The 12,981-nt window shown below is 65.6% G+C and carries 15 protein-coding genes; all 15 read left to right on the top strand.

All coding sequences use genetic code 11. The annotated features are described in order from the left end of the window. Window positions 1-3: 3 nt before the first annotated feature. The 15 genes from MRBLWH12_RS03045 to MRBLWH12_RS03115 all read left to right on the top strand — a co-directional run bounded on the left by MRBLWH12_RS03045 (window position 4) and on the right by MRBLWH12_RS03115 (window position 12,981). Complete coding sequence (locus MRBLWH12_RS03045) at window positions 4-702, top strand: L-threonylcarbamoyladenylate synthase (protein ID WP_341975192.1); 699 nt, start codon at window positions 4-6, stop codon at window positions 700-702. After that, the gene (locus tag MRBLWH12_RS03050) at window positions 699-1,868 is read left to right on the top strand and encodes an MraY family glycosyltransferase (RefSeq protein ID WP_341975191.1); all 1,170 of its coding nucleotides are present in this window, start codon (window positions 699-701) and stop codon (window positions 1,866-1,868) included. Before MRBLWH12_RS03045 ends, MRBLWH12_RS03050 begins: the two co-directional genes overlap by 4 nt. Next, complete coding sequence (locus tag MRBLWH12_RS03055; protein WP_363545973.1) at window positions 1,868-2,398, top strand: hypothetical protein; 531 nt, start codon at window positions 1,868-1,870, stop codon at window positions 2,396-2,398. Before MRBLWH12_RS03050 ends, MRBLWH12_RS03055 begins: the two co-directional genes overlap by 1 nt. A gap of 132 nt (window positions 2,399-2,530) precedes the next feature. After that, window positions 2,531-3,316, top strand: coding sequence for a F0F1 ATP synthase subunit A (gene atpB / locus MRBLWH12_RS03060; RefSeq protein ID WP_363545976.1), 786 nt, complete (start codon window positions 2,531-2,533; stop codon window positions 3,314-3,316). A gap of 57 nt (window positions 3,317-3,373) precedes the next feature. Further along, window positions 3,374-3,610 carry an ATP synthase F0 subunit C gene (atpE, locus tag MRBLWH12_RS03065; protein WP_042541851.1) on the top strand — a complete coding sequence of 79 codons (237 nt, stop codon included), beginning with the start codon at window positions 3,374-3,376 and terminating at the stop codon, window positions 3,608-3,610. 27 nt (window positions 3,611-3,637) lie between these two features. Next, window positions 3,638-4,189 (top strand): F0F1 ATP synthase subunit B, encoded by a 552-nt coding sequence (locus MRBLWH12_RS03070; protein ID WP_363545979.1) that lies wholly within the window; start codon window positions 3,638-3,640, stop codon window positions 4,187-4,189. After that, the gene (locus MRBLWH12_RS03075) at window positions 4,189-4,977 is read left to right on the top strand and encodes a F0F1 ATP synthase subunit delta (RefSeq protein WP_341975186.1); all 789 of its coding nucleotides are present in this window, start codon (window positions 4,189-4,191) and stop codon (window positions 4,975-4,977) included. Before MRBLWH12_RS03070 ends, MRBLWH12_RS03075 begins: the two co-directional genes overlap by 1 nt. A 52-nt stretch (window positions 4,978-5,029) precedes the next feature. Next, a complete protein-coding gene (atpA, locus tag MRBLWH12_RS03080) occupies window positions 5,030-6,664 on the top strand; it encodes a F0F1 ATP synthase subunit alpha (RefSeq protein WP_363545982.1) in 1,635 nt (544 codons plus the stop codon). A 20-nt stretch (window positions 6,665-6,684) separates the two neighbouring features. Continuing rightward, window positions 6,685-7,584 (top strand): F0F1 ATP synthase subunit gamma, encoded by a 900-nt coding sequence (locus MRBLWH12_RS03085; RefSeq protein WP_341975184.1) that lies wholly within the window; start codon window positions 6,685-6,687, stop codon window positions 7,582-7,584. A 22-nt stretch (window positions 7,585-7,606) separates the two neighbouring features. Next, window positions 7,607-9,061, top strand: a complete 1,455-nt coding sequence (gene atpD / locus MRBLWH12_RS03090) for a F0F1 ATP synthase subunit beta (RefSeq protein ID WP_341975183.1) — start codon at window positions 7,607-7,609, stop codon at window positions 9,059-9,061. Between the two features lie 2 nt (window positions 9,062-9,063). Continuing rightward, window positions 9,064-9,324, top strand: coding sequence for a F0F1 ATP synthase subunit epsilon (locus MRBLWH12_RS03095; protein ID WP_341975182.1), 261 nt, complete (start codon window positions 9,064-9,066; stop codon window positions 9,322-9,324). 70 nt (window positions 9,325-9,394) lie between these two features. Then, entirely contained in the window at window positions 9,395-10,150 is a 756-nt protein-coding gene (locus MRBLWH12_RS03100) for a YaaA family protein (protein ID WP_363545987.1), read from the top strand. A gap of 138 nt (window positions 10,151-10,288) precedes the next feature. After that, window positions 10,289-11,011 carry a large exoprotein gene (locus MRBLWH12_RS03105; protein WP_341975179.1) on the top strand — a complete coding sequence of 241 codons (723 nt, stop codon included), beginning with the start codon at window positions 10,289-10,291 and terminating at the stop codon, window positions 11,009-11,011. A gap of 100 nt (window positions 11,012-11,111) precedes the next feature. After that, window positions 11,112-12,095: an aldo/keto reductase gene (locus tag MRBLWH12_RS03110; RefSeq protein WP_363545990.1), complete on the top strand. Its 984-nt coding sequence runs from the start codon at window positions 11,112-11,114 to the stop codon at window positions 12,093-12,095. 73 nt (window positions 12,096-12,168) lie between these two features. Further along, window positions 12,169-12,981: a PP2C family protein-serine/threonine phosphatase gene (locus tag MRBLWH12_RS03115; RefSeq protein ID WP_414684916.1), complete on the top strand. Its 813-nt coding sequence runs from the start codon at window positions 12,169-12,171 to the stop codon at window positions 12,979-12,981.

Below are 12,981 nucleotides of genomic sequence, written 5' to 3' on the forward strand. Positions count from 1 at the left end.
GTCATGTCTTCCATCTTCGACTGCACCGACGCGGCGCAACTGCTCACCGGCATGCGCCATGCGCGCCAGGCGATCGGTCGCGGCGAACTCATCGTGATGCCCACCGACACCGTCTACGGCGTGGCCGCTGACGCATTCTCCCCGGCGGCCGTGCAACGGCTGCTCGACGCGAAGGGTCGCGGCCGTGATGCGCCGCCACCGGTGCTGATCGGCACGAAAGAGACGCTGAACGCCCTGGTCGAAGAAGTCCCTGAGGCGGTCCAGAAGCTGGTCGACGCGTTCTGGCCCGGAGGCCTGACGATCGTGCTGCCCGCGCAGCCTTCGCTGGTCTGGGACCTCGGTGAGACGCTGGGCACGGTCGCCGTGCGCATGCCAGAGGGGCGCGTCGCCTTGGAGCTGCTCGCCGAGACCGGCCCGATGGCCGTCTCCAGCGCGAACCTCACCGGCAAGGACGCAGCGATCTCGGCGTACGACGCCGAGCGGATGCTGGGCGACAGCGTCGCCGTGTACCTCGCCGACGGCCTGAGCAAGAACGGCATCGCTTCGACCATCGTCGATGCGACCTCCCTCGTGCGACGCGGCGCGGATGACGAGACGGGCCAGGTGCGGATCCTCCGCGACGGCGTGGTCACCCGCGATCAGCTGAGCGAGGTGCTCGGCGACCTGCTGGAGCCGATCGCATCCTCGGACGAGGATTCGTGAAGCAGTACCTCTTCACGATCATCCTGACCGCAGCGATCACATTCGCGCTGACCTGGGCGGTCTGGCGGCTGAGCCTGCGCTTCAAGCTGTACCCCGGGATCCGAGAGCGCGACGTGCACACCACGCCGACACCCCGACTCGGCGGTGTCGCGATCTTCCTCGGCATCGCCGCGGCGATCGGATTCTCCGCGGCGAATCCGTTCTTCGACACCATGTGGGTCCGCCCGCAGACCATGTGGGCGATCCTCGGCGCCTCCCTGCTGATCGCTGTGATCGGCGTGATCGACGATCTCTGGGATCTGGACTGGATGATCAAGCTGGGCGCGCAGTTCCTCGCGGCCGGCGTCATCACCGTCGGCGGTGGACTGCAGATCCTCTCGTTGCCGTTCGGCGACATCATCGTCTTCTCCAGCTGGTTCAGCATCACGATGACGATGTTCGCGATCGTCATCGTGATGAATGCGGTGAACTTCATCGACGGTCTCGACGGCCTCGTCGCCGGAGTCTGCCTGATCTCGAACGGCGTGTTCTTCGCCTACTCCTACATCCTCACCAGAGACACCGGAGCCTCCAGCTACTTCAACCTGGCATCCTTCCTCGCTGCGGTCCTGATCGGCGCCTGCCTCGGGTTCCTGCCGTTCAACTGGAGCCCGGCCAAGCTCTTCATGGGCGACTCCGGCGCGCTGGTGCTGGGTCTGCTGATGGCGACGTCCGCCATCGCGCTCACCGGCCAGTTGGATCCCTCCGCCCTCGACCCGGAGCAGCTGGGGCGTTCGCAGCTGCTCGGCGCGTTCATTCCGATCCTGCTGCCGGTGCTCGTCGTCCTGCTGCCGCTGCTCGATTTCGGGCTCGCGGTGCTCCGCCGGATGAGCGCCGGAAGGTCCCCGTTCTCTCCCGATCGCAAGCACCTGCATCACCGGATGCTCGATCTGGGGCATCGCGATCGCGACGCCGTGCTCATCTTCTACGCGTGGGCGGCGGTGATCTCACTGGCGGTGCTGCTGATGTACGTCGGCGCGCGTGAGGACTGGCCAGGGCAGTATCTGCCCGGTGTCGCCTTCGGCGTCGTGGGCATCGGTGCCTGCCTCGTGATCACCCTGATCCCCTCACGCCGCGCGATGCCAACCGCATCCGCCGAGCCCGACCCGTCACCCCTGGAGTCCTGATGAGCCCGACCCCCGTGTCCAGCACGCCGATCCTGCGCCGCACCCTGATCTGGTCGGGTGTCGCGACGGCGGTGCTCGCCGTCATCGCCGGCGCGCTCGGTTTCGTCTTCGCGCAGGGCGAGGGCCTCGTGAGCGGCCTGCTCGGTGTCCTCCTCGCTGCGCTGTTCCTCGCGATCACGGCGATCAGCATCCTGGTGGCCAACCGCTGGTACGGAGACCCGATCTACGTGCAGCTCTTCTTCGCGATCGTGCTCGGCGGATGGCTGCTCAAGCTCGGGGTCTTCGTCGTGGTGATGATCATGCTGAGCGGGGCGCCCTGGATCCACCCGATGACCTTCTTCCTCTCCATCGTGGCCGGTGTCATGATGTCCCTGGTGATCGACGTCCTCGTCCTGACGAAGATGCGACTGCCGAACGTGAGCGACATCTCACTGCCCACAGAGGTGCCGGAGGATCGCGCGCCAGGAGCGGCGAATCGGGGTGCGGGGGAGCCGTCCGACGGCGGCTCAGCGTCTTCGCAGACTCCGTGATTCTGATAGGGTTGAACCGTGCCCGCCGCTCGCCCGCGAGCGCTTGCGCTGTGAAGCACACCGACCATCGTCGCCCCGGTTCTGACCGGTGCCCCGAAGCTGGAGCCCGCGCTGTTTAATCTTGCTGCGACCTTGACCCCCCGACTTGCCTCAGACGGCGAGTTCCACGGACCGTCGATCAACGAATTCTTCCCGGAGATCCTCTTCGACGTCGCGGGCATCCCCGTGCACCGCATTCACCTTGTGCAGCTCCTCTCGGTGATCGCCGTCGTCCTGATCCTCTGGCTCGGCACGCGCAACATGCGCATCGTCCCCGGACGTTTCCAGAGCCTCGTCGAGATGGGCCTGGGCTTCGTCCGCGGCAACATCGCGCACGATCTCCTCGGACGCAAGGACGGCGACCGCTTCCTCCCGATCCTCACCACGATCTTCTTCATGGTGCTGTTCATGAACATCACCGGTATCATCCCGTTCCTGAACATCGCCGGAACCAGCATCGCGGCCGTTCCGCTGACGCTCGCGCTCGTCAGCTACGTCACCTTCATCTACGCGGGTATCAGGAAGAGCCCCGGGGGCTTCTTCAAGAACGCGCTGTTCCCGGCGGGTGTGCCGTGGCCGGTGTACATCATCGTGACGCCGATCGAGTTCCTCTCGACCTTCATCATCCGTCCGGTCACTCTGATGCTCCGACTGCTGATGAACATGGTCGTCGGCCACATGCTCCTGGTGCTGTGCTTCGCAGCAACCCAGTTCTTCTTCTTCACCGCAGGTGGCGGCTGGGCCGCACTCGGTGTCGGAACCCTCGCCTTCGGCGGCGCCTTCACTCTCTTCGAGATTCTGGTCGCCGTCCTCCAGGCGTACGTCTTCACAGTCCTCACCGCGGTCTACATCCAGCTCGCGGTCGCAGAAGAACACTAAGCCACTAGACACTGAGCGGGTCGGCCCAGGCCACCCACCCAACGAAAGGAAAAACCCGTGGACGCAACTACGGTTCTCGCAGACATCAACGGTCACCTCGCTTCGGTCGGCTACGGCCTCGCAGCGATCGGTCCGGCTATCGGTGTGGGCATCGTCGTCGGCAAGACCATCGAGGGCGTCGCCCGTCAGCCCGAGCTGGCCGGTCGCCTTCAGGTCCTCATGTGGATCGGTATCGCCTTCACCGAGGCGCTTGCATTCGTCGGCATCGCCGTCGGATTCATCCCCTTCCCGTAATCCGCACCGACCTCTGAAGGAGACAGGATGCTGAACGCTCTTGTCACGAAACTCGCGGCGGAAGAGACACCTAATCCGCTCATCCCCGCGTGGTACGACATCATCTGGTCGGGCCTGTGGTTCCTCGTCATCCTCGTCGTCGTGTGGAAGGTCGCCCTTCCCAAGCTGACGGCGATGCTCGATGAGCGGTCCGCTGCTATCGAGGGCAACATCGCCAAGGCCGACGAGGCGCAGAAGCAGGCGGAGGCGGCACTCGAGGAGTACACGCGTCAGCTTGCTGAGGCGCGCACCGAGGCCGGTGAGATCCGCGAAGCCGCCCGTGAGGACGGCAAGAAGATCGTCACCGAGGCGAAGGATGCGGCGTCGAGCGAAGCCGCTCGTATCACCGCGACCGCACACACGCAGATCGAGGCAGAGCGCCAGGCCGCTCTCGTCTCGCTCCGCTCCGAGGTGGGCACGCTCGCGATCGACCTCGCCGGTGGCGTGGTCGGAGAGACCCTCTCCGACGACGCACGTGCAACGGCCGTCGTCGACCGCTTCCTCGCCGACCTCGAAGCATCCGAGAAGGCGGCTCAGTAATGGGCAGCGCGACCACTCAGGCACTCGCGGCATCCACTCAGGCGCTTGCCGCAGCGTCCGGCGTCACGCTCGACACCGCGCGGGAGCTCTTCGCCGCCGCACGTGCCGTGGGCGAGTCGTCCCACCTGAGCGGCGCGCTCGCCGACCCCGCGGCTCCGGTCGCGGCGCGACAGAACGTCGTCGCAGCGGTGTTCGGCGGGTACTCGGCGAACACGAGGGACGTCCTCAAGGTCGCCGTCGCTGAGCGCTGGTCGAACGCTGACCAGCTCATCGACGGCATCGAGGAGCTCGCCATCCGGGCAGCGGCGATCGCCGACGCGAACGCGGACATCGAGGGTGACCTGTTCGCCTTCACCCGTGTGATCGCGGCGAACGCCGAGCTCGAGCTCGCGCTCGGCGGACGGCTCGGGGGAGAGGACGCCAAGGGCGCTCTCGTCGATCGACTGCTCGCGAACGGCGCCAGCGCCCCCGCGGCACTGATCGTCGCCTCGCTGGTCCGCCAGCCCCGTGGACGCCGCGTGCGCCAGCTGCTGAGCCGGGCGATGAACATCGTCTCCAGCCAGCGCGGCCGCGTTGTGGCCACGGTGCACAGTGCGAAAGCGCTCACCGCAGCCCAGCAGACCCGTCTGAGCGACGCTCTCTCGCGTCGCTACGACGGCCGGGTGTCGCTCAACGTGGTCATCGACCCGACCGTCGTCGGAGGCCTGCGTGTGCAGATCGCCGATGACGTCATCGACGGCAGCATCGCCGCACGTCTCGCCGATCTTCGCCAGAAGCTCGCGGGCTAACACGATTTTCGCGCGGGGAACCGCGCAGACTCTCTAATACAAAGGGAAGACAATGGCAGAACTATCGATCAGCCCCGACGTCATCCGTGACGCGCTGAAGGACTTCGCCGCTGCGTACGAGCCCTCCGGGGCCGCGGCGACCGAGGTCGGCACCGTCATCGACGCGGCAGACGGCATCGCGCACGTCGAAGGACTGCCCGGTGTGATGGCGAACGAGCTCGTCACCTTCGGCGACGGCACCAAGGGTCTCGCGCTGAGCCTTGACGAGCACCAGATCGGCGTCGTCGTCCTCGGCGACTTCAAGGGCGTCGAGGCCGGCCAGAAGGTCACCCGCACCGGCGAGGTCCTCTCGGTGCCGGTCGGCGACGGCTACCTCGGCCGCGTGGTCGACCCGCTCGGCAACCCGATCGACGGCCTCGGCTCCATCGAGACCGAGGGCATTCGTGCGCTCGAGCTCCAAGCGCCCGGCGTCATGCAGCGCAAGTCCGTGCACGAGCCGATGCAGACCGGCATCAAGGCCATCGACGCCATGATCCCCGTCGGCCGCGGTCAGCGTCAGCTGATCATCGGCGACCGCCAGACCGGCAAGACGGCCATCGCGATCGACACGATCATCAACCAGAAGGACAACTGGGAGTCGGGCGACGTCAACAAGCAGGTCCGCTGCATCTACGTCGCGATCGGTCAGAAGGGCTCCACCATCGCTTCGGTGAAGGGTGCGCTCGAAGAGGCCGGCGCCCTGGAGTACACCACGATCGTGGCTGCTCCCGCATCAGACCCCGCCGGCTTCAAGTACCTCGCCCCTTACACGGGTTCGGCGATCGGTCAGCACTGGATGTACGGCGGCAAGCACGTCCTCATCATCTTCGACGACCTGTCGAAGCAGGCAGAGGCCTACCGCGCCGTTTCGCTGCTCCTGCGTCGTCCGCCGGGCCGCGAGGCTTACCCGGGTGACGTGTTCTACCTGCACTCCCGTCTGCTGGAGCGTTGCGCGAAGCTGTCCGACGAGCTCGGTGCGGGCTCGATGACGGGTCTCCCGATCATCGAGACCAAGGCGAACGACGTCTCGGCATACATCCCGACCAACGTGATCTCGATCACCGACGGCCAGATCTTCCTGCAGTCCGACCTCTTCAACGCCAACCAGCGTCCCGCGGTCGACGTGGGTATCTCGGTCTCGCGCGTCGGTGGTGACGCTCAGGTCAAGTCGATCAAGAAGGTCTCCGGAACGTTGAAGCTGGAGCTCGCGCAGTACCGCTCGCTCGAGGCCTTCGCGATGTTCGCCTCCGACCTCGATGCGGCTTCGCGTCGTCAGCTGTCGCGCGGTGCACGTCTGACCGAGCTTCTCAAGCAGCCGCAGTACTCGCCGTACCCGGTCGAGGAGCAGGTCGTCTCGATCTGGGCCGGAACCAACGGCAAGCTCGACACGATCGAGGTCGAAGACGTTCTGCGCTTCGAGCGCGAGCTGCTCGACCACCTGCGTCGCAACAGCAAGGTGCTCGAGACGCTGCGTGAGACCAACGTCCTGGACGACGACACGGTCGCGGAGCTCACGAAGCAGACGGATGCCTTCATCCTGGAGTTCCAGGGTGGCAAGGGACACGCCATCGGCGCCCCGGGTCACGAGGAGTATGCGGCTGCGGAGGACGTCAACCAGGAGAAGATCGTCAAGGGTCGTCGCGCGTAATCGCGTGAGGTACTGAAAACATGGGCGCTCAACTCAGGGTCTACAAGCAGAAGATCTCTTCTGCCCAGACGACCAAGAAGATCACGAAGGCGATGGAACTCATCGCGGCTTCGCGCATCCAGAAGGCGATGGCACGCGTCAAAGCGTCCACCCCCTTCGCGCGAGCCGTGACGCGTGCCGTATCCGCCGTCGCGACCCACTCGAACGTGGATCACCCGCTCACCCGGGAGCCGGAGAACATCAGCCGCTCTGCGGTTGTCATCTTCTCGTCGGATCGCGGTCTCGCCGGTGCGTTCAACTCGCAGATCCTCCGTGAGGGTCTCGAGGTCGCCGAGCTCCTGCGCGAGCAGGGCAAGGAGCCGGTGTTCTACCTCATCGGACGCAAGGCGGTCGGATACTTCCAGTTCCGTCGCATCGCAGCGGCCGCGCAGTGGACCGGCGACACCGACACCCCCTCGTTCCACACGGCGGAGGAGATCGCGCACACGCTGCTCGACGCCTTCTCCCGCGGTGGCGACGGCGGCGGGGTCGACGAGATCCACCTCGTGTACAACCGTTTCGTCAGCATGATGACGCAGACGCCGGAGTCCGTGCGCCTGCTTCCGCTGGAGATCACGGAGGCCGACGACTCGGAGGCGGGCAGCACTGTCTACCCGCTGTACGAGTTCGAGCCGGATGCCGAGACCGTGCTGGACGCGATCCTGCCGGTGTACATCCAGAGCCGCGTGTTCAACGCCCTCCTGCAGTCTTCCGCCGCGAAGCAGGCAGCGACGCAGAAGGCGATGAAGTCCGCCAGCGACAACGCCGACAAGCTCATCACCGACTACACCCGCCTGCGCAACAACGCGCGCCAGGCTGAGATCACGCAGCAGATCGCGGAGATCGTCGGCGGCGCCGACGCACTCTCATCGAGCAAATAGAACCTCAGGAAAGAGACGAGAAATGACCCCCACCGCTACGGCTGACAAGCCCGCGACCGCGGTCGTCGGGCGCGTCGCACGCGTCAACGGTCCGGTTGTCGACATCGAGTTCCCGCACGACTCGATCCCCGAAATCTACAACGCGCTGAAGACCACGATCACGATCGGCGAAGAGTCGACCGAGATCACGCTCGAGGTCGCACAGCACCTCGGTGACGACCTGGTCCGCGCCATTGCTCTGAAGCCGACCGACGGCATCGTCCGCGGCCAGGAGGTGCGCGACACCGGCGAGGCCATCTCGGTCCCCGTCGGCGACGTCACCAAGGGCAAGGTCTTCAACGTGATCGGCGAGGTCCTCAACGGCGAGCCCGGTGAGGTCCTCGAGGTCACCGAGCGCTGGCCCATCCACCGCAAGGCGCCGAACTTCGACCAGCTCGAGTCCAAGACTCAGATGTTCGAGACCGGCATCAAGTCGATCGACCTTCTCACCCCGTATGTGCTGGGTGGAAAGATCGGTCTGTTCGGTGGCGCCGGTGTCGGCAAGACCGTCCTCATCCAGGAGATGATCCAGCGCGTCGCGCAGGACCACGGTGGTGTGTCGGTGTTCGCCGGTGTCGGCGAGCGCACCCGTGAGGGCAACGACCTCATCCACGAGATGGAAGAGGCGGGCGTCTTCGACAAGACCGCCCTGGTGTTCGGCCAGATGGACGAGCCGCCGGGAACGCGTCTGCGCGTGGCCCTCTCGGCTCTGACGATGGCGGAGTACTTCCGCGACGTGCAGAAGCAGGACGTGCTGCTCTTCATCGACAACATCTTCCGCTTCACGCAGGCCGGTTCCGAGGTCTCCACGCTGCTGGGTCGCATGCCCTCCGCCGTGGGTTACCAGCCGAACCTCGCCGACGAGATGGGCGTCCTCCAGGAGCGCATCACGTCGACCCGTGGTCACTCGATCACCTCGCTGCAGGCGATCTACGTGCCGGCCGACGACTACACCGACCCGGCTCCGGCGACCACGTTCGCTCACCTCGACGCCACCACCGAGCTTTCGCGTGAAATCGCGTCGAAGGGTCTGTACCCGGCGATCGACCCGCTGACCTCGACGTCGCGCATCATGGACCCCCGCTACTTGGGCGAGGACCACTACCGCGTGGCCACGACGGTCAAGCAGATCCTCCAGAAGAACAAGGAACTGCAGGAGATCATCGCCATCCTCGGTGTCGACGAGCTTTCCGAAGAGGACAAGATCGTCGTGTCGCGTGCACGTCGCATCCAGCAGTTCCTCTCGCAGAACACCTACATGGCCAAGAAGTTCACGGGTGTCGAGGGTTCGACCGTCCCGCTGAAGGAGACGATCGAGTCCTTCGACGCGATCACTCGCGGTGACTTCGACCACGTCGCCGAGCAGGCCTTCTTCAACGTCGGTGGCATTGCCGACGTCGAAGAGAAGTGGGCTCAGATCCAGAAGGAGAACGGCTGATCATGGCACTGCATGTCAGCCTCGTCTCCGCAGACGCGGAGGTCTGGACGGGAGAAGCGACCCTCGTGGTCGCGAAGACCGTCGAGGGCGAAATCGGCTTCATGACCGGTCACGAGCCGGTGCTGGCCATCCTCGCCGAGGGACAGGTCCGGATCACGCAGGCCGACGGCACCAAGGTGCTCGCGAACGCGCAGGACGGATTCCTCTCCATGGAGGGCAGCAACCTGACGATCGTCGCCGGCAACGCGGCTCTCATCGCCTAGCAACGAATCGATTCCGAAGCGCAAGGATCCGAAGGGTCCTTGCGCTTCGGCGTCCCCGTGAGGAAAACGCATGAAGATCCTGCTGCCGCCGTCGGAGACCAAGCGGGCCGGGGGAGCCGGCGCGGCGATCGAGCTGGGCTCTCTGCCTTTGCCCGATCTCCTCGACAAGCGCAGAGCAGTCGCCGATGCCCTCGTCGATCTCGCGGCAGACGAGGTCGCGGCGCGTCGCGTGCTCAAACTGAGCGAGCGTCAACTCGGTGACATCACCCACAATCGGATGCTGCGATCCTCGGCGACGATGCCGGCCGCCGACCGATACACGGGCGTCCTCTTCGACGCGCTGGATGCCGCGACTCTCTCCGCCGCATCGCGACGCTGGCTGGGTGCGCATGTGTGGATCCACTCCGCTCCGTTCGGCCCGGTGGGCGCGCTCGATGCGATTCCGTCGTATCGGCTCGCCGCAGGGACCTCGCTGCCGGGAGTCGCGGCGTTGCGTCGGCACTGGGCCGATGCGACGACCGCAGCCATCGCGCGCGAACAGCCCGCCTTCGTGCTGGATCTGCGCAGCGAGGCCTACGTCGCGCTCGGGCCGATCCCTGCATCCGTCCCCGCTGCCTACGTGCGCGTCGTCACCGACGACGGGGGCACCGCACGTGCGCTCAATCACTTCAACAAGAAGGCCAAGGGACAACTCGTGCGCGCTCTGGCCGAAGCCCGTCCTCGATTGCGATCGCTCCGCGCCCTGCGCACGTGGACGGCAGAACAGGGGATCATGCTGCGCACGACCGAAGATCGCGGAGTGCTCGAGCTCGTCGTCGCCGACTGACCGGCAAAACAGATGGGGATTTCTCTCCGCGTGTGTGATTGCCCGGTTACAGCGACCCCGCTAGTGTGGTGACGCGAAGCCCCGTTGTTTCGCGGAAGAACGCGCACTGCGTTCCTCAGACAAAGGAATGTGAGACTCATGTACCAAGACGACGCGTCAGTCTACGCGGCGCTTGCCGGCGTATATTTCGTACTCTTCCTCTTCGCGATCGTGTTCTACGTCATCGCGTCCATCTTCATGATGAAGATCTTCGAGAAAGCAGGTGTTCAGGGCAAGTGGCGCGCCTGGGTGCCCGTGTACAACACCCTGATCTTCGCGAAGCTCGGCGACATCTCGCCCTGGGTCGTCTTGATCCTGTTCGGTGTCTCGTTCATCCCGTTCCTGAACTTCCTGACCGGTATCGGTCTCGCGATCGTGATGGCCCTCGCGGCCTGGCGCGTCGGCCTGAAGCTGCAGAAGGACGCCGTCTGGGTGGTTCTGTACGTGCTCCTCAGCATCGTCTGGCTCGGCATCAACGCGTTCGACAAGTCGCGTTGGAACTCGAACATCGCACCCGCGCCGTGGGCCGGTAACAGCTTCATGGCCGATTCGACCGTGTGGCAGGGCATTCCGGTTCAGTCGTCTGCTGCGGCCGCTCCTCAGGGCTACGGTGCAGCGCCTCAGGGCTACGCGCCGCCGGCTCCTCAGGGCTACGCACCTCCCGCTCAGCCTGGCTACGCACCGCCCGTCGCACCGTCCGCTCCGGCGACGTCTGCTCCGAGCGTCCCGCCGGTTCCGCCGACCACGCCGCCGGCTCCTCCGGCTGCACCGCCGGCACCTCCCGCCGCACCGCCGGTGAACCCCACGCCGCCCCCGGCCTGACAATCTGTGAGAGAGCCCTCGACTTCGGTCGGGGGCTCTCTTCTTTCTGTGCAGAGCCTGTCGCGCCGACGGAGTGGATCGCTGGGATAACGTGGACGGCATGGTGATGTCGCAGCGCCGCGTAGGCGCATCCGGTCTTCTCGTCTCGCCCACGGGCCTCGGCTGCAACAACTTCGGACGTGCGGGTACCGCGACCGAGACCCTTGACGGCACTCGCGAGGTCATCGATGCCGCGATCGCGAACGGGATCACCTTCCTCGACACCGCCGATATGTACGGCGCGGTCGCCGGAACCAGCGAAACGCTGATGGGACAAGCCCTGGAGGGACGTCGCGATCGCATCGTGCTGGCCACGAAGTTCGGGCACGAGCGCGACATGGGCTATGACTTCCCGGCGGGACGAGGCTCCCGCCGCTACGTCCGCCGCGCGGTGGAGGAGTCGTTGCGTCGCCTGCGGACCGATTGGATCGACCTCTACCAGCTGCATCTGCCCGATTTCGAGACGCCGATCGCCGAGACGATCGATGCTCTCGATGAGCTGGTGAAAGAAGGGAAGATCCGCTACTACGGACACTCGAACTTCAGCGGATGGCAGATAGCCGAGGCGGAATTCACGGCCAGAGAGCGCTCCACCGGCCGATTCATCTCGGCACAGAACCACTACTCGCTGCTCGCCCGCGCCGCAGAGCGCGACGTGCTCCCCGCCGCCGAGCGGTACGGGCTCGGCTTCTTCCCCTACTTCCCGCTGCACAACGGACTGCTCACCGGCAAGTTCACACGCGACGGGGGACCGGCATCGAGTCGGATCATGTCCACGCGTCGGCACGTCTGGGAGAACGCACCCTGGGACGCACTCGAAGAATTCCGCGGGTTCTGCGCTGACCGCGACATCACCATGCTGCAGGCGGCGTTCGGCTGGCTGCTGGCGCAACCTGCGGTGTCCAGCGTGATCGCAGGGGCGACCTCGGCCGCCCAGATGGAGGCGAATGCGGCAGCGGGCACGGCCTGGCAACCGGATGAGACGGACCTCGCGGTCATCGACGGACTCTTCCCGCTTCCTGAAGATCCGGGAGCCCGGGTATGAGGGCGGATGCGGAGTTCTACTACGATGTGTGAGTATCCTGCGCTCTCCCGAATGACCGCAGGGATTTCGGAGGATGCACGTGGCTGAGACGACAACCCAGACGCGCAATCTCATGGTCGCGGACCATGAGATGCGGCTCTCCTGGGCAGGCGTCACCGATCAGGGGCGTCGTCGGGACTCGAACCAGGACGCCTACCTCGCCGAGTTCCCGCTCTTCATCGTCGCTGACGGCATGGGTGGTCACGCTGGCGGCGAGATCGCCAGCCGAAGCGCGATCGGTCGTCTGCAGACGGTGGTCTCCGATGGTCCCGTCAGTCGCGCCGCGATCGAGCGTGCCCTGGAACTCGCGGTCGGCGATATCGCCGACCATCCGGAGACGACCGATGAGGGTACGGGAACGACGTTGACCGGGGTGTTCCTCGATCTCGATGCCGACCTGCCGCACTGGGTGTCGTTGAACATCGGGGACTCCCGCGTCTACCTCCTTCGCGACGACCGCCTGCTTCAGGTCACCACGGATCATTCCGTGGTGCAGGAACTCATCGCCGCGGGAAAGATCAGCCCGGAAGAAGCCGAGGGGCACCCGTACAGCAACGTCATCACGCGTGCCGTCGGGGCGAGCGAACTGACGGCCCCCGATTACATCACCCTCGATGTGCGTGCCGGCGATCGCTTCGTGATCTGCTCAGACGGTCTCACCAAGGAGCTCACGGACTACGGCATCCAGCACTTCCTGCGGGAGAACGCCGATCCCGCCGATGCCGTCGACGCGATGCTGGTCGCGGCTCTCGAGAACGGTGGTCGGGACAACGTGACGCTCATCATCGTGCAGACGACCGAAGAAACTGCTGACTCCTCCTCCACAGACGCAGAAACCGTCGAATAG

The organism is Microbacterium sp. LWH12-1.2, from assembly GCF_040675825.1.
Lineage (GTDB): Bacteria > Actinomycetota > Actinomycetes > Actinomycetales > Microbacteriaceae > Microbacterium.

Coding starts and splice junctions, on each gene's coding strand:
- MRBLWH12_RS03075 (WP_341975186.1), top strand. CDS start 4,189: ATGGGCAGCGCGACCACTCAGGCACTCGCGGCATCCACTCAGGCGCTT.
- MRBLWH12_RS03055 (WP_363545973.1), top strand. CDS start 1,868: ATGAGCCCGACCCCCGTGTCCAGCACGCCGATCCTGCGCCGCACCCTG.
- atpD (WP_341975183.1), top strand. CDS start 7,607: ATGACCCCCACCGCTACGGCTGACAAGCCCGCGACCGCGGTCGTCGGG.
- MRBLWH12_RS03095 (WP_341975182.1), top strand. CDS start 9,064: ATGGCACTGCATGTCAGCCTCGTCTCCGCAGACGCGGAGGTCTGGACG.
- atpA (WP_363545982.1), top strand. CDS start 5,030: ATGGCAGAACTATCGATCAGCCCCGACGTCATCCGTGACGCGCTGAAG.
- MRBLWH12_RS03100 (WP_363545987.1), top strand. CDS start 9,395: ATGAAGATCCTGCTGCCGCCGTCGGAGACCAAGCGGGCCGGGGGAGCC.
- MRBLWH12_RS03085 (WP_341975184.1), top strand. CDS start 6,685: ATGGGCGCTCAACTCAGGGTCTACAAGCAGAAGATCTCTTCTGCCCAG.
- MRBLWH12_RS03045 (WP_341975192.1), top strand. CDS start 4: ATGTCTTCCATCTTCGACTGCACCGACGCGGCGCAACTGCTCACCGGC.
- MRBLWH12_RS03115 (WP_414684916.1), top strand. CDS start 12,169: ATGCACGTGGCTGAGACGACAACCCAGACGCGCAATCTCATGGTCGCG.
- MRBLWH12_RS03110 (WP_363545990.1), top strand. CDS start 11,112: ATGGTGATGTCGCAGCGCCGCGTAGGCGCATCCGGTCTTCTCGTCTCG.
- MRBLWH12_RS03105 (WP_341975179.1), top strand. CDS start 10,289: ATGTACCAAGACGACGCGTCAGTCTACGCGGCGCTTGCCGGCGTATAT.
- MRBLWH12_RS03070 (WP_363545979.1), top strand. CDS start 3,638: ATGCTGAACGCTCTTGTCACGAAACTCGCGGCGGAAGAGACACCTAAT.